The following is a 26,323-nucleotide window of genomic DNA, read 5'->3' on the forward strand; positions in this document are numbered from 1 at the left end:
GGTACATACAAATAGTCAGTTGCCTCACAAAAAACCTAGAGGAGGTAAGTTAACCAAAGAGCAAAAGCAATCTAACCGGACTTTAGCGAGTCGTCGAGTCCTGATTGAACATGTTAATCGGCAGTTAAAAGTTTTTCGGATTTTGAGTCAGCGCTACCGTAATCGCAGGAAACGTTTTGGATTGCGCTGTCATTTAATTGCTGGGCTTTATAACTACGAAATTCAAAAAGCCTAAATTCCTGTTGAATTTAACTCAATCCTCCACCATACCACAAAACTTTTTTGCAAGAGGTCTAATTATCTGCAATTGCGCTTCTGTTCGAGATGCTTAGGCCATCGTACAGTGCTGGAAGCGGACGCTAAGAAAGCTTGTAGAATTTGTTAATTAATAGGGTAGGCATCATTTACCGAATCCCTATTGGTAAGAGGTCAAGATGGTACAAACACCTGCCACTCCAGAAACCGAAACCCTATTGATTGAGTTGCCTAAGTCGATTGGGCTGTATGTTACCCAAGAACAGTTTGCTGCTTTAGCCGCAGCCAACCGAGACTTAAGACTGGAAAGAACCGCACAAGGAGAATTAATAGTGAACCCACCAACAGGCTGGGAAACTGGAGAGCGAAATAGCAGTATTTCTGGCGAATTGTATTTGTGGTGGCGTAATGCGGGCGAACCTGGTAAGGTCTTTGACTCTTCTACAGGCTTCATTTTACCCAATGGTGCGACTCGCTCCACCGATGCCTCTTGGGTGAGTGGAGAACGATGGCAGGCGCTGACTTCGGCACAAAAAGGAACGTTTGCTAATATCTGCCCCGATTTTGTGGTTGAGTTACGCTCTAGTTCAGATACCCTCAAGTCTCTGCAAGATAAATTGAGGGAGTATATCGACAATGGCGCTAAACTGGGTTGGTTAATCGACCCACAGCAGCGACGGGTGGAAATTTATGGACTGGCTAAGGATGTGGAAGTGTTGGATAATCCTGCTGAGTTGTCGGGTGAAGCGGTGTTGCCGGGTTTTATCCTGAATTTGCGACGGGTATGGAATTGAAAGCATCTTGCTCGCTACGGGTTAATTAAATAGTTTTTATATAAGAAAATAATAGGGAAAATCCTGATGCCTTATTGTAAATTTACCCTCAGTAAAGCTGTAGAGGATTTTCAACTCACTATCATTGAAGGCGATCGCTTTCTACCTGAAATTTGCCCAGTCAATCCAAGTTCTTTACTCAAAGATACACTCAAAGAAACGCTGCCTTGGGCGATCGCAGTCAGTACTGAAAAAGCGCGTTCTGAAGGTATTATCAATCCAGTTTTGTTAGAAGTCAAACGTCAGTTCAAAGGACAAATTAGTGTCTTTTCGGGTGAAGAGTTCAGCGTGCAGCCAGAGGTTGATTTGACGGGTTATGTTGATTTTCTCATTAGTCGCTCTCCAGAGCAGTTGTTTATTAAGGCTCCTGCGGTGGTTTTGGTGTCAGCGAAGAAAGAAGACCTTAAACCAGCACTGGGACAATGTTTAGCCGAGATGGTGGCAGCTCAACGCTTTAATCAACAGAAGCAGCAGCCGATTTCAACTATTTACGGAACGGTAACGAGTGGTACAGTTTGGCGGTTTCTTAAACTAGAAGGGCAAACTGTTACGATTGACCTGACCGATTATCCACTGCCACCAGTTGAGCAAATTTTGGGCAAACTGGTTTGGATGGTGCAAAATGGCTGATGCAGGCGATCGCCTGTCTTACAATGGGAATCTGTTTTCTGGCGATCACATTGCCACCGGATGGAGCTTGTGATTGCTTCTCTTTCCTTCGCAACGCACGCGAACGAGACGCTCCGCGAACGTTGCACTCGCAATGACGTTTTATCTGGCAAGCTGATATTAATCCGGCGATGCACAATTTTTCACTTGGCTTTTACTTGATATCGTCGCACAGATGCTTGTCGCTCTCATTCAAATTTGGGTTATTCTGCAAATAATCATGCAGCCAATTGCAACCCCGTACCAATAATTGGTCTAAATTCTCTACAGGCCACAACGACGCTGTGTTGTCATCTGGTGTCGTGGCAATGGTTTTGCCGTCCGGACTGAAACTCACACTTCTGACCCAGCCTTTACGCTCATTGATTTCTTGGAGCAGTTGCCCGTTGAGTGTCCACAACCGCATAGTGTTGTCCTCCGATCCCATAGCGATGGTTTTGCCATCTGGGCTGAAACTCACACTTAACACCTTACCTTGCCGTTTGAATTCTCGGAGTAGCTGCCCTTGTAGGTTCCACAACCGCGCTGTCTTGTCCTCGGATGCTGTAGCAATTGTTTTGCCGTCCGGGTTGAAACTCAGACCTCTAATCGGGCCTTGATGCCCTTTGAATTCTTGGAGCAATTGTCCTTGCAGGTTCCACAACCGCGCTGTCTTGTCCTGTGATGCCGTGGCGATGGTTTTGCCGTCTGGGCTGAAACTCACACCCCTAACAATGCCTTTATGCCCTTTGAATTCTTGGAGCAGTTGCCCTTGCAGGTTCCACAACCGCGCTGTCTTGTCCTTTGATGCCGTGGCAATTGTTTTACCATCTGGGCTGAAACTCACACTATAGACACTGCCTTTATGCCCTTTGAATTCTTGGAGCAGTTGCCCTTGCAAGTTCCACAATCGCGCTGTCTTATCGTCTGATGCCGTAGCGATGGTTTTGCCGTCCGGGCTAAAACTCACAGCCCTAACAATGCCTTGATGGCCTTTGAATTTTTGGAGTTGTTGCCCTTGCAGGTTCCATAACCGTGCTGTCTTGTCCTGTGATGCCGTGGCGATGGTTTTGCCGTCCGGGCTGAAACTCACACCCCAGACCCTAAGTTGATGCCCTTTGAATTTTTGGAGCAGTTGCCCTTGCAGGTTCCATAACCGCGCTGTCTTATCATCTGATGCTGTAGCAATGGTTTTTCCGTCTCGGCTGAAACTCACATCTCTAACCCAGTCTTGATGCCAGAATTTTTGGAGTTGTTGCCCTTGCAGATTCCACAACCGCACTGTGTAGTCAGATGAACCGGTAGCAATGGTTTCGCCGTCTGGGCTGAAACTTACACTTAAAACACTGTCTTCATGCCCTTTGAATTCTCGGAGCAGTTGCCCTTGCAGGTTCCACAACCGCGCTGTCTTGTCCTGTGATGCTGTGGCGATGGTTTTACCGTCGGGGCTAAAACTTACATCCCTGACACTATTTTGATGCATGAATTCTTGGAGCAGTTGCCCTTGCAGGTTCCACAACCGCGCTGTCTTGTCTTGTGATGCTGTGGCGATGGTTTTACCGTCCGGGCTGAAACTCACATTTAAGACATTGTGCCGATGCCCTTTGAATTTTTGAAGTTGTTGCCCTTGCAAGTTCCACAACCGTGCTGTCTTGTCCTCTGACCCTGTGGCGATGGTTTTACCGTCTGGGCTAAAACTCACACTTAAGACTTTTCCTTCATGCCCTTTGAATTCTTGGAGCAATTGCCCTTGCAGGTTCCACAACCGTGCTGTCTTGTCCTCTGATGCCGTGGCAATTGTTTTACCATCCGGGTTAAAGCTCACATCCCTGACAATGCCTTCATGTCCTTTGAATTCTTTAAGCAGTTGCCCTTGCAAGTTCCACAACCGCGCTATCTTGTCATCTGATGCCGTAGCGATGGTTTTGCTATCTGGGCTGAAACTCACACCCCAGACCCTGCCTTGATGCCCTTGGAACTGGTTACGTTCTTTAATTTGATTGAGAATACTATCCAAAGCAAAAATAGGGCTGACAGTTGGATATTTATTTAAAGGGCGACCATCTTTTACCAGACTTTTCAAATCTTTACTAGTCTGCACTGCTAACACCAGCGATTCTAACTCCGTATACTCAAATTGTCTTAAAGCATTAACTCCCACCCGTTCTAGTCCTGTTCCTTCTTCTACTTCTTTTTGTATCATTTCTAGTTCCTGCGCTTTAAAAACCGCATAAGCATAGCCAATACCTGCTACTACTAATAGAGCTACAGATAAACCAGAACTAATTGCTAACCTCTTATGCCCTTGCTGAATTTGCTTGTCCGCTTCCCTTTTAGCATCAGCTAATATTTGTCTTGCTTGTTGTTCCCGCTTTAGTTCTTCTTGAGTTAGCTTCTGTTGTTTGCGAACTTTTTCTAATTCTGCTAACAACTCACTTCCCTGCTGTTGGCGAATAAACGATACAAGATAATCATGTACTAATTGATAACGATCGGCTGGCGATTCTGGCAAGAGCAATACTAACCTTGATGCCACAAAAATGTCTAAAACCAAATCGAGTTTATGAGCTTCTGCTGCTAAATCTGCAATTAACTCAGCACGAGTCTTCAAGGGACGAGTACCATTTTCGTCTGTAAGTAAATATAAAACCAGTCGTGCAACCTGTTCATTCTCCGTACCGCAATCATAAATGACTTCTTCTAAAAATCGCTCAACTAGTTTTTCTTTAGTACCAAACTGACGATACTTTTCTAAAGTTGTAATTTTATCAGTTTGCAATTGCGTCCCCATAATTTGCAACTCAATGGGACGTACTTCACTTAAATCACCTGCTAAATCCTGTACAAATTCATCAATCAGCGCAGGTTCTAGATAGAATTGAGAACGTGCTGTTAAACTCTGTACAACTGCCTTGGCATCGGCTGGAGAAAAATTACCCAAATAATAGCGAATATTTTTATCAAGAATATTATTATTAATTACACTTAAATCAAACAAACGGTCTAACTCTAATAAATAATGTAAATAATCTTCCCGTAAAGATAGAACAATCTTAATAAAAGGAATATCTAGACAGACTCGCAAAAACTCATAAAATATTCGCCTTTGACCTTGGTCTGGATAAACAAAGAAAAACTCCTCAAACTGGTCAAACATTAAAACTGTCAACAAATTTCTGTCAGCATTTTTCCGTAATTGTTCTAAAATAGCTGCTGAATAATCAAGATTAACAGATAATTGATTACCTCTAACTTCCTCAAAAGCTCTAGCTAAACTCTGCCCTAACATTCCTACCCAATCTGTATAAACTCGCAATAAAATAGGTAACGCATCGCGCTCACCAATTGGTTGCTGTTGCAGTGCCGGAATTAATCCACCTTGTAAAATAGAACTTTTCCCTACTCCTGACTGACCGTGAATTACAGTCAATTTATGCTCAGTCCCGCCGATTCTTTCTCGCAACCGCTTAACATCTTGTCCTCGACCAGAAGCAGCAATTTCTTGAGCAATGGTTTCTGAGTTTTCAGCTTGCAACTGCGTAGAATTAATTGCCTGTCGCTGAGGATTAAGATAAGATGCACCAACGAAGGCGCGAAAACCATACTGTTGTTCTATTTGTAGTCGCTCTTGCTTAATATTAAAAGCTTCTAGATATTCACCTTGCTCGAAGTAAAGTAAGCGTAACCTTTCTAATATAGATATATATAATTGTGGATTGTATTGGTGATTGCTTTCATTTTTTGCAACTTCTAAATTAGCAATTGCTGCTTGAACTTCACCTAAACCCTGTTGCGATTTAGCTAAAATAAACCGAGATAAAGTAAATTCATATGATTGTAAATTAGATATCTCACCTAATATTTGTAATGCTTGTCCTGCGAGTCTATTAGCTTCATGCCATTGTGACTGCTCTAAGGCTACCTCTGCCAAAAAACCATAATCTTTAGCTAATTGCAACAACGTACCATAATTTTGATGTAGCCGCAGAGATTTTTCCACAAGGCTTTGCAACTCTAACCATACTTGTAAATATCGTAGTACTTCACATAGTTTAGTAATATGTTTTGCAACTAAATCCGAACGTTGTGCTTGCTCAAAGATATCAATTGCTTGCTGAAGGTAATTTCTAGACTCTTGCCAATAACGTTGATTTTCTGCTTGATTTTTTTCAGCTTGGCGATTATAAACTAAAGCAATATTAACAAGTAAAATACCTTGTCGTTCTAAAAAATTACTTTGCTGCCAAATACTTAAACTTGTTTGATAATGTCCTAAAGCAGAATCTATGCGGTCATATAAATAATCATTTAAGCCAAGTACAAATTCTAAACTTGCTTGCAGTACTGGTTCTAATACTTCTTCACGACTATGCAAATCTTGACGAGCTGTTTGTAGTTCCTGGCATATTTGGAAACTAGGTGTTACATCACCAGCAAAGATTTCATCAGTTTTTTGCTGGATAAAGTTGACTAATTCATCTGTAGGGTTTTCAAACTCAATGATACTCGCCCAATTTTCTAAATCAGTTGCTAAACGAATAAATTTTTGCAGAATTAAATCATTAACCCACAACAATATTGGAAACGGGAAGTTTTTTCTAAATTCCTCCCGTACTTGATTAGCCGAAGTCAAAACTATGTCAACATCTTTGACTGACTCAAAACCAAAAACCATCAATGCAGGTGGCTGTTCATCTCCCAATTGCTCGCGTATATTTGTGTAAAGCGTTTTAACTGATATAGGTAAAGTAATTTCACGTATGCGTACAGGAGAGATTTGGTGCAGTCGTTCCACCATGCGCTGACGTAAATCAGCATAATTACAACGCAACAAAATCAGCGAAAATTCTCCCTGAGAAAGGGTAATTGTTCGCACGAGAGTTTGTAACGAACGCTCATTGTTAGGTGCTAAATTTTCTAGTTCTTGCTGATTACTCATAACATGGCATTGCTGATTTTGAGTATGAATTTACTCTCACGTAAAGGCGCAAAGATAAGAGTTTTAAACAGTCGATTTGGGAATTTCATATTTCAATTCAGCAACGCCCATAACATAGATGATTTACCTTATACTAGCTAACTTCAAGTCAGTAGCGACTAACCTCAAGTCCGTAGCGACTACTCTCAAGTCAGTAGCGACTAACCTCAAGTTAGTAGTGGCTATTCTCAAGTTAGTAGTCGCTATTCTCAAGTCAATAGCGACTAACCTCAAGTCAATAGCGACTAACCTCAAGTCAGTAGTCGCTATTCTCAACTCAGTAGTGGCTATCTTCAAGTCTAAAGCCGCTAAGTAGCCGGACAGAATTAATTACACACTGTCATTGCGAATGGAGCGAAGTGAAATGAAGCAATCGCAAGGGCTGTGATTGCTTCGCTTCGCTCGCAATGACTGCTCCTACTGCCGATTTATAACCTAAATTCCTTGGCTTCAACCAAAATTGGATTGATATCAAACCAAGAACCATCTTCATCACGGTATTCAAATACAAACATACTGCGAAGCAAAAGTTCGTATCTTTCATGACCTCTTAAGCTTTTTTCTTGGGCTACTTCACGCAATACTTCCCATTCATCAGCAGTAATTGCTAAAGTTAACTCGTTACGACGTTGTTTTATCACTCTACTGACGCACTCTTGCGACAGGGGTGGGTCTTCTTGCTGAAGACAACGAAATAATAACATCAGCAAATTTCGTAAATGACCCCCGCTAACTAAGCACAGCCTTTCTAAAGTATCAGGACTATCAAAAACCTCAGTAATTAAATGCTGGCTTTGTTCCCAACTAACACCAGGAAAAGCCCTAGTCATAACCATTTGTTGCAGTAGCGTAATTCCTTGGGAAAATTGCGAACCATCTTGTAGTTGCACGGGAACCATCGGCAAAACCTTGGGGTCTACGCCAAACCGATTTGTTAACCTGCCTAAAGCATTAGAAAAAATCAACACTAAGGGAATAGTATAAACAACATGACAATTTAGTTGATTTAATTGTTCGCCACGTTCCACAAATAAATATTCTGGTTGGTAATAACCGGAAGGCTTCAAAGAATTATCAACTCGGTCAAGATTATCGACAATTACCACTAGTCCTTTTTTACCTTGCTGCTTGAGTTTTTCTCTGGCAGGTTTGAGCAATTCTTTGTTGATTGATTCTAAAATGCCATTAGTGCGTGGCTCTAAATATTGTCGCAATTGGCTGCGAAGTTTGGGACTGTCTTTAGTTTTGGCAGTGATTTTGGCAATACCCACAGACAATTGAGCCTCAACGCCAATATCTACAGGTGTTTGCAAAAATTCAGAAATTTCATCAAATAGATTTTTAAAATAACCTGGTTTCAGGTTAATTTTTATTGCTTCCAGACTTTGGCTGACTTCACGGGCTACTGCCAGTAAAATATCTGTAACATCAATATCTGCCATATCCAAGCTTTGGCTAGACTCAAAATAAACCACATGAAATCCCTGCTGTTCTAACTCTGCTTTCAGGCGCAGTAATTCAGTAGACTTGCCACAGCCGATATGTCCGGTAAATAATTGACAGGTAGGTTCTTCTGGTGAAAGGCGGGTGATAGTTCGTCCAAGTTCCTCAATAATCTTGGCACCACGCACTTGGGAAAAATCAATATAATACTGCCTATCTTCCGGTTTGCTGACAACCAGAGTCTTGGCAGGGTTGCAAGCCTGAAAAAACCTGACTAAATCTAGTTTCATCACAAATCACCCGAAATCAGCTTGACACTCTTGCCCATTCCAGTGATTATACAGACGGCAAAGCCGCGATTTCGGATAATCTACCTCATAATTCCTAATAATATGTTCGGTTAAGATATGAAACGCGATAAATCGCCGTCTCTACAAAAAATTGATTGTTGTAGAGACGGCGATTCATCGCGTCTTTTCAATGTATTGTAATTTCATGTAATTTAATCAACTAATCATCTTCTCTAAAGCAGTTTGCAAATCTTGAGTTAATTCGCTCGCAGCTTGTCTAACAGCCTGGCGATCGCCTTGAGATTTTTCCCAACGTTCAGTAACAGAAATTGGTTCTCCCACGGTGATTTTTGCCCGTCGCAAACCTAACCGGGGTCGTCCCGGAAGTGTGGTATCTTTAATTCGAGAAAGCATATCAAAAATTAGCAAAGCTGTTTCCGCAAACTTGTCTGCTGTCGGTTTTTCTTGCATATAATTTGCGGTGACTGCAACAAAACTTTCCACTATCCGCATGTGCCGCATTCGCAAGTCTGCTTCTTGGGCAATCCAGTCTGCTAAACCGCGTTTCAGAGGTGGTAAATTATTAATATCTGGCAAATCTTCGCGGTAAATATAATTCCAACCAGCTTCTTCCAAACGCCGACAACGGTCAATGAAGTTTCCCTGTGGTTGAACTCCAAAATAGTGTTCGGCAACTTGTAATGACTTATCTAATAGCCGATGGAGTCGAGCAATTAATATCTGATTTTTACTTGCAGATTCATCAATTGAAATCGTCTTAGGGATGTCTTGATGATAGAAACGACGATAAAATTCTTCCATTTCTGTAATTAGATATTCACCCAGACGACAGATGCGTTGATCATAAATTTCTTCACCATCGCCTTGAGTAATTTCCATCATAGGTAAGCCACTATCAGCTTCCAATTTACTCAACAACCAATCTAATTTTGACCAAGGTGGCTGGTCATAAGAATACTGAATGGCGATCGGTAAAATTAAAACTGTCTCAGAACGCTTGGCTTTTTGCAAATCTTCTACACACCAAAATCCCATTTGGGAAACACCAGGTTCCAGTGGACTAACAATGCCACTATGACCATTAGTACCGCCTTCGGGTGCCACTGCGATCGGCAGTTTACCATTAGCAAACAACTCCCGCGCTGTTTGGATAGCTTGGCGGTCTAGTCGTCTCCCGCGACGAACTGGCACACCCCCTACCTGTGAAAACAACCAACCCAGCCAATTTCCAGCCCAAACCGTCATACCCCGGTCATAAAGAAAATAGCTGTGAGTAGGGTGTTGCAACTCAATATTTTCCTGACGGGCAATCTTTGGCAAAATCCAAGAAAGCAAATACAGCATACATAGCGGATCTTCCACCTCTGGATGGCGAAATGCCAATAAAAAGCGAATTTTCCTAGCCTGGAATTGTTGATAAAGTCCAGCCAATACCTCAACATTCTCAGCTTCAATCTTGACAATACCAGCTGGTAACCAAGGTCGAGTCCGGAATCGTAACACTATTGGAAGTAACCACCGAAAAATGTACAGTACCGATGGTTTAAACTGTTGGGGAATAAATTTCAGTGGTAGTTGAGTAGATTGAATTGATCTAGGCAAGTCGCTTTCCAGATTGTATTTTTAGCGATTGTACCAACTTTTGCATAGACGCAAAGTCGCTAGTTGTCAAAATATTTTTTACTTTTAATTGATTATTTTTACTTTTTTATGCATTTCAATCAAATCCCCAAATTTATTTCTGAGGATTATCTGATTAGTTGACAAGTTAAAGTTTTTTAGGTTTTGTCAACAGCCAGTATCAAAGAATTCAAAAAGCTGAGAAACTGCTCAAAATAATGCCGACTAAAAAACTTCCAAACCCTGACTGTATTCGTCGTCACAACACTCCACGACGGATAAAGAATCAGCTATCATTAATATTTAGATACTTAATCATAGATTTTTGCAGCCATAACCACTCAAGAGCCTAAGCAAAGACTCTTAAATAGTAAATATTTACTATAATCCCATTCGTAATTCAGCCAAACGCTGCCGCGCTTTGGCATCAATCGCATTAGCTAAAAATCTACTCTTTGATTGTTTGCGTGTATGATATTTTTGTCGCATTCGACAGACAGTAGCTTCCACTTCGCCACAAAGTTGTTGTGCCGACAACCATTCAGCCCCATATCCTTGTATCATTAGCTGCTGCGCTCGATCTGATGTGGCAACAATCACACGAGAAATCAAAGATTGAGCTATTTGCTGACGAAAAGAGGCACAAGATTTTTCAATATAAGTATCTGCTGTTTGCCCAAAATCAGTGTAATAAACAGATAAAAGCTCTGTAATGATTTCTTTACTACTAGAAGAATTTTGATATTGGGCATCAAAAACTATTTGAGTTGCATAACCTTGAAACGCACTGTAATCAGCCATCGCTTCCACAAGTTGGTTGCGTGCAACCTCTAGTCCAACACTATCACGACTTTTTTTTAAGCAAGGCCAAGCGCCTATTATATTGTAGCCGTCTACTAACAAAACGGCCTGGAGTAACGAACGGGGCATGGTTATTTAATCACAATTTTCTAGAGTTAGCAAAATTCATTCATAATTTTTATAATACTTGATACCCTATATGTAACACTATGTTACATAAGACGAAAAATACTATAGCTTTATAAAACTGACCTTAAGACAGAGGTACTAACAAAAAACGCACCTTTATTAAAAGGCGCGTTTTATTTAAGCGGTGCTGAGTAATAAATGAGAAATAAGGACTGGATAAACTATTAATTACCGATTACCAATTACCAATACCCAATGCCTCACTGACCACTCCATCAAGAAGCTTCAGTGTGCATTTGCATCAGATGTTGTTTAAGGCGTTGGGCTTCACCCCTATCCACAACAGAACCTTTTTCTAATAAAAAAGCACCGTCACAGTAATTTAACTCGTTTAATCGATGGGTTACCCACAGAGCTGTGATACCTCGACTTTTGACGAGGCGGCGGACACCAGCAACTAAATCCAACTGACTATCTGGGTCTAATAATGCAGTGGGCTCATCTAATAATAAGACTTCACAGTGACGCGCAAGCGCACCTGCGATCGCCACTCGCTGTTTTTGTCCCCCAGAAAGTGCATATATGGGGCGTCGTTCTAAGGTCAGTAAATTCACCGCCCTTAACGCCTCCTCAACCCTGAATCTCACAGCAGCAGGTGCTAACTTTTCCTCCACCAACCCAAAAGCCACATCAGCCCCTACTGTTGGCATTACCAGTTGGTGATCCGGATTTTGGAAGACAAAGCCAACGGGTTGCAAAACCCCAATTTCACCAGACTCAGGAGCTAATAATCCCGCTATTAGTCTCAGTAACGTTGATTTTCCGCTACCGTTTGTACCCAAGAGCATCCAAAATTCACCCTTGGGAACTTCTAAAGAGCAAGATTTAACAACTTTCTCTCCATTTGCCCAACTGAAGTTTAAATCTTTGACCTCGATGCCCACTTGAGACATTTGTCAACCTTGGTTACTCACCAGCAAGAGCGAAAAAGCCAGGTGGTCTACCACTAGCAGTGGTTACACCATCTTTTTGAACAATCTGCACTCCAGAAATTTCACTAGCACGAACAGCAATTTTCTTCTCTGTTTTCCCCTCGCACTTTAGCTCCACTATGTCAGGATTGCCAGAACGTATCGCTGCCAAAATTAGCTGATAGACAGCCTCAGCATCCTCTGCTGACTTACGTTGTACTGAAATTGGGAAAGCAGTGTTTCTGATGCTTAAGTCGATGGTAAACATTTAGCGTTAATCGAATTTAACTGTAGCACTCATTTTAGCGTCAGCTGAGTGATTCTAGGGAAAAGGGTATTGGCTACTGGGTACTGGAGGTGTGGAGGGGTGGGAAAAAGAATGGTGAAACAAGGGGAAAGACTTGTTGCAATTTATCTGGTTGTCTGGTTATCTCCCATTTCCCAGTTGGTGAGCGTACCCCTGCTCTTAACCAAGGCTGGGCGTAGCGTCTGGTAGAGAAGTCGAACCAGATCTCCCTTATCTGCCAGTCCCTAATCTCTATCTAAAGTTAAATTTTATGACAAATACTCTAGAAAAATTAGAGATTTGCACTTAATATGATTAAAGGTTAGTAAAAAATTGTAAACTAAGTTAAGAACTTAGTTAACTTTCTGCATTATGGAAGGCTTCTAAATAGTTATCTATAATACAGATACAACCTGTACTTATAAGATTTGGAGATTTGCTCTAATGACCATCGCAGTTGGACGCGCCCCGAGTAGAAGAGGGTGGTTTGACGTAGTAGACGACTGGCTCAAGCGCGATCGCTTTGTATTCGTAGGTTGGTCAGGATTACTACTATTCCCTTGCGCTTACCTAGCACTAGGCGGTTGGCTGACAGGCACAACGTTCGTCACCTCTTGGTATACCCACGGTTTAGCCTCCTCCTACCTGGAAGGCTGTAACTTCTTAACAGTTGCAGTATCGACACCAGCAGACAGTTTAGGACATTCGCTATTGCTGTTATGGGGGCCAGAAGCCCAAGGCGACCTCACCCGTTGGTTCCAATTGGGTGGGTTGTGGCCATTCGTAGCCCTGCACGGAGCCTTCGCATTGATTGGCTTCATGTTGCGGCAATTTGAAATTGCCCGGTTAGTAGGAATTCGTCCCTACAAYGCCCTAGCATTTTCAGCCCCAATCGCGGTATTTGTCAGTGTATTCCTGATGTATCCCTTGGGACAAGCGTCTTGGTTCTTTGCTCCCAGCTTTGGTGTCGCCGGAATCTTCCGTTTCATTCTATTTGTCCAAGGTTTCCATAACTTTACTCTCAACCCCTTCCACATGATGGGGGTAGCAGGTGTATTGGGTGGTGCGCTATTGTGTGCGATTCACGGAGCCACCGTGGAAAACACCTTGTTTGAAGACGGTGAAGCAGCTAACACCTTCCGGGCATTTAATCCGACTCAATCAGAAGAAACCTACTCAATGGTGACGGCAAACCGTTTCTGGTCACAGATATTCGGTATTGCGTTCTCTAACAAGCGCTGGCTGCACTTCTTTATGTTGTTTGTGCCAGTAACAGGCTTGTGGATGGCAGCGGTTGGTATTGTCGGTTTGGCACTCAACCTGCGGGCTCAGGCTTGTGGTTGGCGATATGTTGACACAACTGAGATTAAATAATCAATCTCCTTGACATCAGCCAAGCAGGTGTTAATCCTCCATTCTCCAGTTATCTCCCACCTTTTAGTGGGAGATTTTTTCTATTTATGGTTAATACTCTAAATTTATGTGTTATCTTAGAAAAAGGTTATAAACCCAGAGCAAAATGCTCTGCCTTTTGAGACTAAGACCGCTTAGGCAACAAGGAGGTGATGCCCATGATAGAAAGTAGTAAAAGTATGGGTCATCAGGTTGCAGTTAGCCGGCTGTGTGCCGGGGCTGTTCTCTAAAAGTTAGCCTTAGTCATCTTGAGAAGACTAAGTTAGCTCAAGTAGCTAGGCGAGCTAGGAGTTCCTTCCGGCAGTCTGGTTGCAACCTGAAGACCCGCTAGACCGCTTTGACTTAGATCACCCGATCTAAATCAGAGCGGATAGTTTTTTATGGGTAATTTTTGTTTAAGGTAACTCCGCAGAATAAATTATCTAATTTCTGAACTTCAGCTAGGACTTTTGTGTCCTTGCGAAGGACTTCCCTACCCCAAAACGATGGGATATGTTTTTATTTGTCAGTCCCTAATCGGTGATTGCTTTTGAAAACTCAGATACCATCACATTATAGTTTTTTCAAAAGTTGAAGAATAATTCAAAATCAATATAGAGAAGGATTGAAAGTGTTCGGTTTGTTCTTATTAACCGCCAAATTCAAAGTTTGAGTATGGTGTTTGAGAGTTTATTCATCCGCTATTTTAAATTTAATACCCAACTGAACTCTGATGAGTTGCACTTTTATAGTTTATTGCTCCCGAACCTTATGCGTCCACAATCAAACGGGTTTGGTTTAATAATGCCCAAGATGTAACCAAATATATAGCTGTAAGTTTTTCAAGATAGCACAATTACTAACTGAAGCAGAAATTGAATAACGGGCAAAGCTTATTTTAGGTTGGGGAGTTGAGGGGGCAAAGTTACAGACTACCTGTAAATTTGAGGATTTTATTCAAGCAATTGAATTTGTCAATCAGCTAGTGGAACATGTTGAGTCATTAGGGCATCATCAAGATCTAGAGATTTCTGACAATTAAGTCAAGATTACACTCACAATCCATGATGCAGGTGGGTTGACACAAAATGACTTTGATCTTGCCTGGGTGATTTTTGCGATTGCTAAGCGATTGCTCTTGACATGAGGTTGGACATAGCGTATTCAACATCGGAGTATTGGAAAATTTTAAATGCCTTATGCCCCATAAACAACACCCATTTCAAATCCTTGATTTTTAGTTACTCATGTATGAGCCTGATTGATTTTTGCTCTTGTGTTTGTTTAAACGATATTTTTGACAAACTTCGTTTAGCCGAGTAATTAGGCTACAGATGGTGTACAACTTCTAACTCTCAGGGCTACATGCAACATTGGATTTCTGCTTATAAGCTACTAAGTGTATAAAACCTTTATCAATTTAGCGAAGCTAAAATTAATCAATGCCTGAAACCCTACTCCCTACGTGAATATATAAATGGCTGATGTGTGACAGTTATTAAGGCGATCGCTCCAATCTTGCCATTTAAACCAGATGTTTTATAATATTTTGATATAAGGATATGTTTTTGCATAAGTTAATCACATCAAATTTTAACTGCAAGTTAATCGTTTATTAGCTTTGTGAAAACTAAAATCGTAATGGGGGTAACTATGCCTCATCTACAGGTTTCAATAAGATGTTGCATTTTTAAGAATTAGGTGCAAGCAACCCAATTATCTATACAAGGTGTGAGGAGTAAAGAAAAGATGTCTAATCTCTTATGGAAAACCTTAATGGTTAGTCCAGCAGTTTTGGGAGCAACATTACTAGTTTCAACAACAGCAATTGCGGCTCCAAATACAACCACTGAAGTATCACCAGCTGAACAACCAGGTGTCACTCAAGTTGCCCAACAGCCAGAAATATTGGCTCAAACAACCTTAGACCAGATTAACCGCTATAGTAACGAAGGCAACCAAAATAACTCTCAGTCTCAAGTAACATCAGTTTCCCAATTTTCTGATGTCCAACCCACAGACTGGGCATTCCAAGCATTACAGTCCTTAGTTGAGCGCTATGGTTGTATTGCAGGTTATCCAAATTCTACTTATCGCGGTAACCGAGCTTTGACCCGTTATGAATTTGCCGCTGGTTTAAATGCTTGTTTGGATAGAGTTAACGAATTGATTGCCACAGCAACAGCTGACTTGGTAACCAAACAAGATTTAGCTACCTTGCAGCGGTTGCAAGAAGAATTTTCCGCAGAATTGGCAACCTTACGCGGTCGGGTAGATTCCTTAGAAGCGCGTACCGCTGAATTAGAAGCAAATCAGTTTTCCACTACCACCAAACTAGTTGGTGAAGCTGTTTTTGCCGCTAGTGATGCGTTTGGTGGGAACACTGGTGACGCTAACAACACTGTCTTCCAAGATCGCGTACGTTTAGACTTGCAAACCAGCTTTACTGGTAGAGATGTACTGCATACCCGGCTTGCCGCAGGTAATGCAACACCCTTTGCACTAGTTGACAATGCTGGTAACGATATCAATACCGCTGAAGGTACACAAACATTTCAAGTCGGTGCTGGCGATGGCAACAACAGCGTCAAGATAGACCGATTGACTTATGAAGTTCCCATAGGTCCAGCCCAAGTTTACCTCGCGGCTAGTGGTGGACGACACAGCCATTATGCTGCCGTCAACAACCCTTACTTTTTCGACCAAACCGACGGTGGTAATGGTGCTTTGTCTACCCTTGCTTCTGAAAGTCCCATCTATCGAATTGGTGGTGGTGCGGGTATAGCGCTCAATCTGCCCCTTGGGAAAGGTGGTGGCATTCTGGGAAATAGCTCAATCACTGCGGGTTACTTGGCATCACAAGCTAACAATCCTGGTCTTAATTTAGGTCTGACCGACGGTGACTATGCTGCTTTAGGACAGTTGAACTTTAGCGTTGGCGATCGCTTAGCTTTAGCCGCTACGTATGTCCACGCATATAATGGAGCTGGCGGTAATTTATTCAACTCTGGTTCTATATCTAACCCAGAGATTGTTGCAGTCGGTACTCAACAAGCTAACACTTTAGTAAATGCAAGTTCCAGCAATTCATACGGTGTGGAGGCTGCGTTTAGACCCAGCGACAAACTTTCAATTAGTGGCTATGTCTCTTACCACGATGTCACAGGCTTTGGTGTAAATGATGATTATACAGCTTGGAGCTATGGTCTTGGGGTAGCCTTACCTGACTTCGGTAAAAAGGGTAACGTTTTGGGTCTTTTTGCTGGTGCAGAACCTTATTCGCGTAACCGAGCAGTTTTTGCTGGTACTGGTAATGATGTACCTTATCACTTTGAAGGTTTCTACAAGTATCGCGTGTCAGATAATGTTTCAATCACCCCAGGTGTAATCTGGTTGACCTCTCCTGGTCAGAACAGTGCTAACGACGATGCAATTATCGGTACACTGAGAACGACTTTCACCTTCTAGAGTGTTGACAATCTGCTAAAAATTTAATAATTTTGCTCCCCGCCATTAGGTGGGGCTTTTTATTGTTAATAGGAGCAACAAATAAACCCCAGTCGTTAACCGGAGTATACTATAAAAGTCAGGAGTTGTAAGTTAGGAGTTGTGAGTTAAAAATAAAAAACTTCTAACTCTGCCAATTTTAGATTCTGGATTGTACCTTTGGTGCGCTGACAGTGCAACTTGGATTTTACATTGAAGAAAAAATCTAAAATCTAAAATCTAAAATTGAATCACTCCTAACTCCTAACTCCTAACTTATTATTGCTTGTGGAACTATCATGTAAATCTGAATACGCAATTCTAGCTTTATTAGAGATAGCCGCCCATTACGAAAGTGGTGAACCTTTGCAAATTCGAGAAATTGCACTACAACAAAACATACCTGATCGCTATTTAGAACAGCTATTAGCAACCTTGAGGCGTGGAGGTATAGTCAAGAGTCAGCGTGGCTCAAAAGGTGGTTATTTATTAACTAGAGAACCTCGAAAAATTTTCCTTTTCGAGATTTTAGAATGTTTAGAAGGTTTAGAGGTGAAGGCGTGTGAGGAAAACCTTAATGCTAAAAAAGTAGACAGTTCGGTTATAGAAGAAATTTGGCAAGAAGCAAGTTGCGCCGCAAACTCAGTGTTACAAAAATATACGCTTCAGGATCTTTGTGAAAAACGAGATTCGCGGCGGCAGTTAGATATGTACTACATTTAGTCAGTCATTGGTCATTTGTCCTTTGTAAATAACTAATGACAAATGACCAATGACCAATGACAAATAAATAACTAAGGACTAAATTATGCGAATTGCTCGTAACATTACAGAATTAATTGGGCGTACACCTTTAGTACAGTTGAACCGGATTCCGCAAACTGAAGGGTGTGTTGCTGAAATTGTGGTGAAACTGGAAAGTATGAACCCATCAGCATCGGTTAAAGACCGAATCGGGGTAAGTATGATCGCTGCCGCCGAAGAGGAAGGGTTAATTACTCCTCTTAAGACAGTATTGGTAGAACCCACCTCTGGAAATACTGGAATTGCTTTGGCAATGGTAGCAGCAGCTTTGGGTTACCGTCTAATTTTAACAATGCCAGAGACCATGAGTGGAGAGCGACGGGCTATGTTACGGGCATACGGAGCCGAGCTGGAACTAACACCAGGAATGGAAGGAATGAGTGGGGCAATTAGCCGAGCGCAGCAGATAGTTAATAGTATGCCAAATACCTATATGTTGCAGCAGTTCCGCAATCCAGCCAATGCGAAAGTGCATCGAGAAGCTACAGCAGAGGAAATCTGGGAAGATACTGATGGACAAGTAGATATGATTGTGGCAGGAGTCGGCACAGGTGGTACGATCACTGGTGTAGCAGAAGTGATTAAAGCACGCAAACCTGACGCTAAAGCGATCGCTGTTGAACCAGCTAATAGCCCAGTTTTATCTGGAGGACGACCAGGGGCGCATAAAATCCAAGGAATTGGCGCTGGGTTTATTCCCCAAGTGTTAAAGCTAAAATTGATAGATGAAGTGATTACTGTCACGGATGAACAAGCGATCGCCTACAGTCGGCGTTTGGCAAAAGAAGAAGGGCTACTATCTGGAATTTCCAGTGGAGCAGCTTTATGTGCAGCAATTCGCGTTGCTCAACGTCAAGAAAATCGAGGACGTTTAATTGTTATGATTCAGCCTAGTTTTGGAGAAAGGTATTTAAGTACACCGTTGTTCCAAGACTTGGAGACCAAGTTAACCGCTAGCGTCAGCTAACGATAAATTGAATTAATGGTCAATTCTAAACACGTTTCTAACCATTACCAAACTCTCAAAGTTAGTCCAAATGCTAGCCAAGCGGAGATTAAGCAAGCTTATCGCCGTTTGGTGAAGTTGTTTCATCCTGACAGTAACCAGGAAACAGCTGACCAAGAGCAGATTATCCGTATCAATGCAGCCTATGAAGTTTTAGGCGACAACCAAAATCGCCGCAATTATGACCAACAACTGCAAGATAAATCTCAAAAATTAGATAGCGATCGCCAACAGCGTACAGCATCAGCGCAAAAACATTACCAAGCAACACGCAAAACAGGGCGCGACGCTGATGAGCAAGTCGAGGAATGGCTGCGTCGAGTTTATCAACGAGTAAATCGCCTGCTTTGTACCATTCTTTATTCTCTAGAAGAACAAATGGAGCAATTAGCTGCCGATCCCTTTGACGATGAATTATTAGATGAATTTCAGGAATACTTAAAAACCTGTCGAGAGGACTTGAAGCAGGCACAAATTACTTTTCGCTCCCTCCCCAATCCCCCCAGTCTGGCAAGAACAGCAGCTCATCTTTACTACAGCCTCGACCGAGTAGCAGATGGACTCGATGAGTTAGGTTACTTTCCTTTAAATTACGACGAGCGTTATTTACATACAGGTCATGAATTATTCCGTATAGCTACGAGATTACACTGTGAAGCCCAAGCATCTGTAAGTTAATGGGCATGGGGGAGCCAGTGTGATTCCGTCGCCTTGCGTCGGAAAGCAACTGGCGTCATTAGGCACTTGTACTGAGCGACTTACCTTGACTTGTGCCGAGCAAAGCCGAAGTATTGGTCATTGGCAAAGGACTAATGACAAAGAAATTTAGTTGCTGCTCACAAGAGTGGAAGGTTTAGAAAGTTAAAGTTTTGTGTCTAATATACTTATGAAATGCGTCATTAATCGCCGCGCTCAGTTTTGCGCCAGTCATCGCTACTGGTTGCAACAGCTGAGTGAAGCTGAGAATATTGAGAAATTTGGTGCTAGAGCGAAATTTCCCGGACAGGGACATAACTATGTCTTATTTATCTCACTTGGCGGAGAATTGAATGAATATGGCATGGTGTTGAATTTGTCAGACGTGAAACATCTGATCAAGCGGGAAGTTACAAATCAACTGGACTTGTCTTATCTCAACGATGTGTGGGCAGATTTTGAAGAAACTCTACCTACTACTGAGAATATTGCACGCATAATCTGGCAACGGCTAGCATCTCACTTGCCTTTAGTCCGCGTCCAGTTGTTTGAACATTCTCAACTTTGGGCAGATTATATGGGAGAGGGAATGGAAGCTGATCTCACTATCAGCACTCACTTTAGCGCTGGCCATAGGTTAGCTCCTAACATCAATCCAGAGAAATATGGTAAATGCACGCGTACCCACGGACACAATTATCATCTAGAAATCACTGTGAAAGGAAAAATTGACCCACGCACTGGCATGATTGTAGATGTAGATGCCTTGAAACGAGTAGTGGAAGATTATGCAGTGGAGCCATTGGATCACTCCTATTTAAACAAAGACATTCCCTACTTCGCCGAGATTGTTCCCACTACTGAAAATATTTCACTTTATATTAATAATTTATTGACTTCACCCATTCAGAAATTGGGCGTCGAACTGTACAAAGTTAGGTTATTTGAAAGTCATGAACTTTGGGCAGATTATACCAGAAATGGAACAGAAACTTATTTCACTGTCAGTACTTACTTTAGCGCCGCCCATCGACTCGCTGACCTCAGCCTCAGTCAAGAAAAAAATACCGAGATTTATGGTAAGTGTGCGCGTCCCCACGGTCACGGACACAACTATTACCTGGAAGTTACTGTCAAAGGACAGATTGACCCAACTACTGGGATGATTGTCGATTTAGGTGCTTTGAATCAGATAATAAAAGATTATGCGGTAGAACCATTCGATCACACTTTTATCAACGAAGACATTCCTTACTTTGCCAAAGTTGTACCTACTAGTGAGAATATCGCACTTTACATTAGTAACTTACTGCAATCGCCTATTCAGAAATTAGGAGCTCAGCTTTACAAAGTTAAACTATTTGAAAGTCCCAATAACTCTTGCGAAATTTACTGTATTGAGTCTGAGTCAAATTTAATTAGTGCAGTTGTGAATCAGCCAGTACTAGCACAACTTTAGGTAATTGATTGCATTGTATAGCATTCTTCTAAATCATATTTTAAAAATAGCGACGACGGGCGGTATGTCGCAAATAGCGATAAATGCTCCAGGCTAAAACTCCAAAAAAGAGATTTAGCGAAAAGTGAGTAAGTATAAACCACAATATATCTAGGTCAAAAAATTTTGATGGATTCAAAGGACTAATAGTCCTAACTAACAAAAACAGCCCAAAAATAGCATTTCCACCCAGCAAGAGGGCAAACAGCACTAAACTCCTCAGCCAGCAACGACGTTGAAGTGTATTGCCTGATATCAGCATAATAGGGGGTTTGCCTTGGACTTTTCGCAATAATTGTTCTAGTCGCCAAAACATCCACAATAGAAAGGGAAATAAACCATAACTCAAGAAACGTAGAGGTAGTGAGTAACGCCAGGCACTAGATAAGACATTAACTAGTGCATGACAAATTACAGAATTTAGCCAAGCCTGAATAATAAATTTATTGTCTCGATTTAACCTAGTCTTGGAAGAAATATAGATTCCCAAGGCATATCCCCAAGGTGCAGAGAACATAGCGTGAACTGGTGTACCGATAGTACGTTCAAAAATTGATGCTGTATCGTAGAAAAGGTAAATCCAGTTTTCTTCGGCAGTGAATCCAAGGGCAACAGCTATAGTGAAGAGGAAAACGCTAGAGTGAAGTAATCGATAAGAGCGTTGCAAATAGTAGGTTGGGACAACAACCGCAGCAAACTTGCAGCCTTCTTCAATTGGGGCTATTTCTACAAGCTGGCGCAAGGCTATACCAAAAAGCACAGACATGCAGCGACTTGTGGTCAGACATGGCCTGTGTTGCCAGTCTACAACCCAGTTGGCTACAATTTCAAAAATCCATTCCAGGCTCAGCGCTAAAATACCAAATATTGCCCCGATGAAAAAGAACATCAGCAACCTGAACGCAGGTGGGGCAAATGGTATCCGAAAAAAGTAGTAGCATAGCAGCAGCAAGGGTGGTATTGCTGCCCACAATAGTAGAGATAAATCAACCACTCACCTGAGCAATAATTGTACGGTGACGGTGGGTATTGTTAGTAATAGTGGGAGTTTGGAAACCTGCCTCAACAATAGCTTGCTCAATGTCCAAAGCAAAATATTCATCTAAATACGGTTCAGTACTTTTGAGCAAAGTCAAAATATAGGCTGGCATTTTTTTGTACACTTCAGATTTGGGATTCATGTCCATGATTGCCAAGTAGCCACCCGGACGCAGTACCCGCCGCATTTCAGCAAAAATTTGTCGGGTTGCGAATTGGGGTAATTCGTGGCACATCAGGAAAATAGAAACTAAATCAAAAGAGGCATCAGGTAGCCCGGTAGATTCCGCTTGGGCATGAAGCCAATTAATTTTAGCTTGGCGTTGCCCAGCGCGGTAGTTAGCAACAGCTAAAAAGTAGGGAGATAAGTCCAAGCCTGTAATTTTGGCATGGGGATAAATTTCTTGGATGGCAAAGGTACTCAAACCCACACCGCAGGCCAAATCTAGAATGTTTTGGGATTGATTGGGAAGTTGCGCTTTGAGGATATCATGATAACTTTGGCGGAGTTTAGCATCTCCTTTTGCTCCAGCATCTTGCCAAATTCCAGCATGGACAGTACGAGCAGCAACTTCTAACTCCCAAGCAGCTTTCCAACTGAGGTCTCCACCTTCGTAGGCGTGGAATGGCCGCAAGTAATATTCTGGGTAGAAAAGTTGGGGATTTTCTACTTGAGCTAAATCGGACTTCCAATCACGCGCCTGTAGCGTTTCGACTTCTTGCGTCCAAGGCACACCAATTCTCTCGGCACGTTTAATCATCATTTGTCTAGCTTGATGCTTGGCTAGGTTGGCCAAAGGCTGGATTGCCAGTATGGCATTCACCAAGCGGGAAGCGAAGCCAAGATTAGTGTTTACAGCAGCGGTCATAAATCAGTTTGCATTTAATAGCCTTTTCTACTTATGACATACTAGCTGGACGGCAGTCTAAAAATGAATTGAATTGTATAACGGCAGTCTGCCTCGTTTGGTTTACCCCAAGCAAAAAATATTATAGAAGGTTGACATTTGGAGACCAGCAAAGTTCTCAGAAGATGTGAATTATGCTGCGTTCCTATTTATATTTATCAGAAAATTTTATTCAAGACTGGTAAAATTTTGATACTTAGCAACATTTGTCTCAACAGGGATAGCAAAAAGCTGAGTGCCATCTATATACAGTAAGTTAAGCTTATTGGAGTCAAATATGGCCAGAGCAAGAAGAAGAGCAAGTGGCTTTTTAAGAGATTTTCAAGAATTTGCCCTTAAAGGCAATGTAGTTGACTTGGCGATCGCTGTGATCATTGGTGGTGCTTTTGGCAAGATTGTTACTTCCTTTGTTGAAGATGTGATCATGCCATTAATTAATCCCTTGGTTAGTTTTGCTGGCAAAGACTGGAGAACAATTACTATTGGTCCGGGAATCAAGATTGGTGAGTTTCTTGGGTCAATAGTTGACTTTGTAATCATTGCCTTAGTTTTATTTGTGGCAATTCGAGCCTTACAAAAATTTAAGAGACAAGAAGAAGTCGCCGATGAACCCTTGCCGGATCCTAACCTTGTAGCCCAAGAAAGATTGACTGGCGCGTTGGATAGACTCAATCAAACCTTGGAAACTCGGAATAATCAAGTTTTGTAAGTGGGGAGTGGAGATCAGGGAGCAGGGGAGCACAGGAGAATAATCAATATCCAATGCCCCATGCCCAATGCCCTACTTTGCAGTAGGCTTGAGTGCTAGCAGCATCTCTAATTCACTGGTGGATTTATCGGGGCTAGTGGCGGTGATCCCAAAACCACGAATGGAACTCAGGATGGTATTGGCATCAGAAGAGATGAAACTATTGACTAGGGGCACAGTTTTAGTTTTATCCATATCTAGGAAGAAATAGCCACCGTTGGGCTTTTGCAAAGAACCAGTAACGGCTTTGAAGGCGTCGCTACTGTCGAGAGATGGAGTCTTATGATCGGCGATCGCCTCAGCAATGGGGCCACCAACAGCTACAAATACAGTGTCTTGATCTAACCAACCGTGTGCCAATAAAGCTCCTTGGCGGGGGATTTGCCACTCAGTTACGTCTTTACCACCGATATTTCTGTTAGTGATATTAATTTGTTGGGTTTTGGCGAGGGTATCTAATTTTGTAAAGGTGGCTTCAGCAGTTTTGCKATCGCTAGTGTCAAATACTAAAGCACCTCCAAAACCAACACTCGCTAACACTCCTTGATTTGAGGGAATAGCACCTAAGGCAAATTCTCCATTCATCCAGCCAAAAACATCCTTATCCAAATCAATATTGACAAATTTCAATTGTCCGCGCACTTGTTCGAGAGCTTGCTTCAATTCTGGAGAATCTTTTGATTGTTCTACAACCGTTTCCCAACCATGGCTGATGCCATTTCCGCTAACCAAAGCAAAGGTATCATTGGGAAATTGCCCAATTATATTCCCAGGAGTTGATTGATACTGATATTTGATCAGTTGCGGATCTAAATTGGCGATCGCTTTGACTCGCACTCCCGCATCATCAACACCAACACCCGCTACCACAGATTTTACCTGCTTGAGTTGTGCCAGAGTTTGTGGAGGTAACTGGGTTGCTTGAGGATTTGTGGCTGCAAATTGCTGTACCAAGCCTGCATAGTCTGGTACATAAATTTGGGCAAGGCTGTTTTTTACATCCACTCCTTTGAGAATGCTGCTTGCACCTTCTTTATTAGCAAAAGATGACTGTCCTTTAAAGGTATCAATTGCTTTTTCTACAGCTTGCTTTTTTGGAGCTAATACTAAGTGACTATTATTTAAAACAACACTATACGTCGGTTTGCCATTTTCTGTAGTTTCAATAATTTTTTGACCTTGGTAGTCAGATTCTTGGAATTTAACGTCTTTTTGTGACTTCAATTTATTAGCAAAATTCAAAGCACTGATTTTATCCTTGATTCCGACTACTACCAAGATATTTGGTTCTGGCTGTACACTGGTCGGTGGATTGGGTGCGTTAGGCGGCAAATTTAGTTGTACGGGTTTGACACGATCTGGTGGTAGCACAGCAATCATCAGCCCACCAGCCCAGGGCTTGATGTCTTTTTCATAAGAAACGTTACTGTCACTGAATATTTGCTTATTTAAATCTTCTAGACGTTTTGCCACTAACTTTTGTGCTTCTGGAGTCCCAAACTGTTGTAACTTTGCCCAAGCTTGAGAGTCAGTAGTAATATAAGTTGCCATCAACGCTGTTGAAGGTACTACTTTCGCACTGCCTAGAGCATCTGTACTACCTCCAGAGGAACCTTTTAAATATGTATAAGCGGCGATACTTCCTCCTACGACTACAGCAGCACCAACAGCAGGAATGAGAAACTTTGATTTACTTTCAGGCATTCTTATTATCCTCTTTTGCTCAGATTGTCACCGAGATTTATACAAGTGTCATTGTAGAGTTTTCGGATTTATTAATAATTTTCACTCATCCATTGCTACTGGAGTTTAGACTAACGCATGGCAAAACGACTCAGTAGAACACTCGCTGACAAGCTAAACACCTGAAAATGTAAAACCTAAAAGGTCAAGCTGACTTTGCTGGTTATTTTTTGCGTCTTCAAGTAACTTTTGACTATTCTTATCAGTAATTATACGTAATAGCGGTTTGTTATTAGTCCACCCAGACGACTTTCTAGGGGGTTTGTGTGCAACACCAGATGTTTGAATATTCTAATAAACTTACAATTTTCTAGGTAAATTTATGTTTTTTCAGAAATAAACTGCTAGTTATATAATTACAAGCTGATGAAGTTATTTGAACGTGATATTTTTAATAGCAATTAAAGCTAATTTATACACTAAAGTGAAGTTTTATCTTGTAAAGGTTTCAGCAATTTGAGCCAATCAAGCGTTTATTGTTTATTTTATGCTCATACCACTGGGAAATTATTTACGGAGTGATGTCCCTGACTTCCAAAAGGCGAGAGTAATTATGAATAGTGAGGAACAGTATCAAGCTTGGAGTGAAATAATATACAGCATACAGACTGGCAAGAGTGCTTTTGAACATTTGTATGGGATGAATCTTTTGGATTATTATGCTCAAAATCCAGAAGCTGGAAAAACTTTAACCAGACCATAACTACTAGTTCAATCCTTCAAAACCCA

21 protein-coding genes and 1 pseudogene are annotated in these 26,323 nt (G+C 41.8%); 13 read left to right on the plus strand and 9 right to left on the minus strand.

Translation table 11 applies throughout. The annotated features are described in order from the left end of the window. The 3 genes from FCR06_RS17290 to FCR06_RS17300 all read left to right on the plus strand — a co-directional run. The coding region (locus FCR06_RS17290; RefSeq protein WP_138499596.1) for a transposase family protein at nt 1-235 on the plus strand (235 nt) is incomplete at its 5' end. A gap of 199 nt (nt 236-434) precedes the next feature. Then, nucleotides 435-1,049: a Uma2 family endonuclease gene (locus tag FCR06_RS17295; protein WP_138501850.1), complete on the plus strand. Its 615-nt coding sequence runs from the start codon at nt 435-437 to the stop codon at nt 1,047-1,049. 66 nt (nt 1,050-1,115) lie between these two features. Further along, a complete protein-coding gene (locus FCR06_RS17300; protein ID WP_138501852.1) occupies nt 1,116-1,718 on the plus strand; it encodes a hypothetical protein in 603 nt (200 codons plus the stop codon). Nucleotides 1,719-1,911: 193 nt separating this feature from the next. On the opposite strand, the gene FCR06_RS17305 is transcribed toward FCR06_RS17300, so the two are convergent. Further along, nucleotides 1,912-6,675, minus strand: a complete 4,764-nt coding sequence (locus FCR06_RS17305) for an eIF2A-related protein (RefSeq protein WP_138501853.1) — start codon at nt 6,673-6,675, stop codon at nt 1,912-1,914. A 118-nt stretch (nt 6,676-6,793) separates the two neighbouring features. Here FCR06_RS17305 and FCR06_RS17310 point away from each other — a divergent pair, with 118 nt between their 5' ends. Next, nucleotides 6,794-7,030 carry a hypothetical protein gene (locus tag FCR06_RS17310; protein ID WP_138501855.1) on the plus strand — a complete coding sequence of 79 codons (237 nt, stop codon included), beginning with the start codon at nt 6,794-6,796 and terminating at the stop codon, nt 7,028-7,030. Between the two features lie 112 nt (nt 7,031-7,142). Here FCR06_RS17310 and FCR06_RS17315 read toward each other — a convergent pair whose 3' ends face one another. From FCR06_RS17315 to FCR06_RS17335, 5 genes are all read right to left on the minus strand, one after another. After that, the gene (locus tag FCR06_RS17315; protein ID WP_138501857.1) at nt 7,143-8,447 is read right to left on the minus strand and encodes a P-loop NTPase fold protein; all 1,305 of its coding nucleotides are present in this window, start codon (nt 8,445-8,447) and stop codon (nt 7,143-7,145) included. A 216-nt stretch (nt 8,448-8,663) separates the two neighbouring features. Further along, the gene (locus tag FCR06_RS17320; RefSeq protein ID WP_138501859.1) at nt 8,664-10,070 is read right to left on the minus strand and encodes a lysophospholipid acyltransferase family protein; all 1,407 of its coding nucleotides are present in this window, start codon (nt 10,068-10,070) and stop codon (nt 8,664-8,666) included. 399 nt (nt 10,071-10,469) lie between these two features. Further along, entirely contained in the window at nt 10,470-11,018 is a 549-nt protein-coding gene (locus FCR06_RS17325; protein WP_138501860.1) for an NYN domain-containing protein, read from the minus strand. 275 nt (nt 11,019-11,293) lie between these two features. Continuing rightward, nucleotides 11,294-11,971 (minus strand): energy-coupling factor ABC transporter ATP-binding protein, encoded by a 678-nt coding sequence (locus FCR06_RS17330; RefSeq protein ID WP_138501861.1) that lies wholly within the window; start codon nt 11,969-11,971, stop codon nt 11,294-11,296. A 13-nt stretch (nt 11,972-11,984) separates the two neighbouring features. Then, the gene (locus FCR06_RS17335) at nt 11,985-12,257 is read right to left on the minus strand and encodes a hypothetical protein (protein WP_138501863.1); all 273 of its coding nucleotides are present in this window, start codon (nt 12,255-12,257) and stop codon (nt 11,985-11,987) included. A gap of 462 nt (nt 12,258-12,719) precedes the next feature. On the opposite strand from FCR06_RS17335, the gene psbD reads away from it, so the two are divergent. The 7 genes and pseudogenes from psbD (at nt 12,720) to FCR06_RS17370 (ending at nt 21,118) form a co-directional block, all read left to right on the plus strand. Beyond that, nucleotides 12,720-13,649 (plus strand): photosystem II D2 protein (photosystem q(a) protein), encoded by a 930-nt coding sequence (psbD, locus tag FCR06_RS17340; RefSeq protein ID WP_262984680.1) that lies wholly within the window; start codon nt 12,720-12,722, stop codon nt 13,647-13,649. Between the two features lie 913 nt (nt 13,650-14,562). Next, nucleotides 14,563-14,814, plus strand: a pseudogene (locus FCR06_RS17345) (4a-hydroxytetrahydrobiopterin dehydratase). A gap of 602 nt (nt 14,815-15,416) precedes the next feature. Then, the gene (locus tag FCR06_RS17350) at nt 15,417-17,135 is read left to right on the plus strand and encodes an iron uptake porin (protein WP_138501865.1); all 1,719 of its coding nucleotides are present in this window, start codon (nt 15,417-15,419) and stop codon (nt 17,133-17,135) included. A gap of 306 nt (nt 17,136-17,441) precedes the next feature. Next, nucleotides 17,442-17,876 carry an RrF2 family transcriptional regulator gene (locus FCR06_RS17355; protein ID WP_138501867.1) on the plus strand — a complete coding sequence of 145 codons (435 nt, stop codon included), beginning with the start codon at nt 17,442-17,444 and terminating at the stop codon, nt 17,874-17,876. 85 nt (nt 17,877-17,961) lie between these two features. Further along, on the plus strand, nt 17,962-18,924 hold the full coding sequence (cysK, locus tag FCR06_RS17360; protein ID WP_138501869.1) for a cysteine synthase A: 963 nt from the start codon (nt 17,962-17,964) through the stop codon (nt 18,922-18,924). Between the two features lie 15 nt (nt 18,925-18,939). Further along, a complete protein-coding gene (locus FCR06_RS17365; protein ID WP_138501871.1) occupies nt 18,940-19,641 on the plus strand; it encodes a J domain-containing protein in 702 nt (233 codons plus the stop codon). Nucleotides 19,642-19,849: 208 nt separating this feature from the next. Next, nucleotides 19,850-21,118, plus strand: a complete 1,269-nt coding sequence (locus tag FCR06_RS17370; protein ID WP_138501873.1) for a 6-carboxytetrahydropterin synthase — start codon at nt 19,850-19,852, stop codon at nt 21,116-21,118. A 40-nt stretch (nt 21,119-21,158) separates the two neighbouring features. On the opposite strand, the gene FCR06_RS17375 is transcribed toward FCR06_RS17370, so the two are convergent. After that, complete coding sequence (locus tag FCR06_RS17375) at nt 21,159-22,151, minus strand: PrsW family intramembrane metalloprotease (RefSeq protein WP_138501875.1); 993 nt, start codon at nt 22,149-22,151, stop codon at nt 21,159-21,161. Beyond that, the gene (locus FCR06_RS17380; protein ID WP_138501877.1) at nt 22,144-23,064 is read right to left on the minus strand and encodes a class I SAM-dependent methyltransferase; all 921 of its coding nucleotides are present in this window, start codon (nt 23,062-23,064) and stop codon (nt 22,144-22,146) included. The genes FCR06_RS17375 and FCR06_RS17380 overlap by 8 nt, the downstream gene beginning before the upstream one ends. Nucleotides 23,065-23,380: 316 nt before the next feature. On the opposite strand from FCR06_RS17380, the gene mscL reads away from it, so the two are divergent. Then, nucleotides 23,381-23,812 carry a large conductance mechanosensitive channel protein MscL gene (gene mscL / locus FCR06_RS17385; RefSeq protein WP_138501878.1) on the plus strand — a complete coding sequence of 144 codons (432 nt, stop codon included), beginning with the start codon at nt 23,381-23,383 and terminating at the stop codon, nt 23,810-23,812. Between the two features lie 72 nt (nt 23,813-23,884). Here the strand turns inward: mscL and FCR06_RS17390 are convergent, their stop codons facing one another. Next, the gene (locus FCR06_RS17390) at nt 23,885-25,555 is read right to left on the minus strand and encodes a DUF3352 domain-containing protein (protein ID WP_138501880.1); all 1,671 of its coding nucleotides are present in this window, start codon (nt 25,553-25,555) and stop codon (nt 23,885-23,887) included. A gap of 592 nt (nt 25,556-26,147) precedes the next feature. Here FCR06_RS17390 and FCR06_RS32735 point away from each other — a divergent pair. After that, nucleotides 26,148-26,297: a hypothetical protein gene (locus FCR06_RS32735; RefSeq protein ID WP_189523465.1), complete on the plus strand. Its 150-nt coding sequence runs from the start codon at nt 26,148-26,150 to the stop codon at nt 26,295-26,297. The last annotated feature ends 26 nt before the right edge of the window (nt 26,298-26,323 follow it).

Origin of the sequence: Nostoc sp. PA-18-2419 (assembly GCF_005869855.1) — a bacterium.
In the GTDB taxonomy this organism is placed as follows: Bacteria; Cyanobacteriota; Cyanobacteriia; order Cyanobacteriales; family Nostocaceae; genus Nostoc.

Coding starts and splice junctions, on each gene's coding strand:
- FCR06_RS17295 (WP_138501850.1), top strand. CDS start 435: ATGGTACAAACACCTGCCACTCCAGAAACCGAAACCCTATTGATTGAG.
- FCR06_RS17300 (WP_138501852.1), top strand. CDS start 1,116: ATGCCTTATTGTAAATTTACCCTCAGTAAAGCTGTAGAGGATTTTCAA.
- FCR06_RS17305 (WP_138501853.1), bottom strand. CDS start 6,675: ATGAGTAATCAGCAAGAACTAGAAAATTTAGCACCTAACAATGAGCGT.
- FCR06_RS17310 (WP_138501855.1), top strand. CDS start 6,794: ATGATTTACCTTATACTAGCTAACTTCAAGTCAGTAGCGACTAACCTC.
- FCR06_RS17315 (WP_138501857.1), bottom strand. CDS start 8,447: ATGAAACTAGATTTAGTCAGGTTTTTTCAGGCTTGCAACCCTGCCAAG.
- FCR06_RS17325 (WP_138501860.1), bottom strand. CDS start 11,018: ATGCCCCGTTCGTTACTCCAGGCCGTTTTGTTAGTAGACGGCTACAAT.
- FCR06_RS17330 (WP_138501861.1), bottom strand. CDS start 11,971: ATGTCTCAAGTGGGCATCGAGGTCAAAGATTTAAACTTCAGTTGGGCA.
- FCR06_RS17335 (WP_138501863.1), bottom strand. CDS start 12,257: ATGTTTACCATCGACTTAAGCATCAGAAACACTGCTTTCCCAATTTCA.
- FCR06_RS17350 (WP_138501865.1), top strand. CDS start 15,417: ATGTCTAATCTCTTATGGAAAACCTTAATGGTTAGTCCAGCAGTTTTG.
- cysK (WP_138501869.1), top strand. CDS start 17,962: ATGCGAATTGCTCGTAACATTACAGAATTAATTGGGCGTACACCTTTA.
- FCR06_RS17365 (WP_138501871.1), top strand. CDS start 18,940: ATGGTCAATTCTAAACACGTTTCTAACCATTACCAAACTCTCAAAGTT.
- FCR06_RS17370 (WP_138501873.1), top strand. CDS start 19,850: ATGAAATGCGTCATTAATCGCCGCGCTCAGTTTTGCGCCAGTCATCGC.
- FCR06_RS17380 (WP_138501877.1), bottom strand. CDS start 23,064: ATGACCGCTGCTGTAAACACTAATCTTGGCTTCGCTTCCCGCTTGGTG.
- mscL (WP_138501878.1), top strand. CDS start 23,381: ATGGCCAGAGCAAGAAGAAGAGCAAGTGGCTTTTTAAGAGATTTTCAA.
- FCR06_RS32735 (WP_189523465.1), top strand. CDS start 26,148: ATGAATAGTGAGGAACAGTATCAAGCTTGGAGTGAAATAATATACAGC.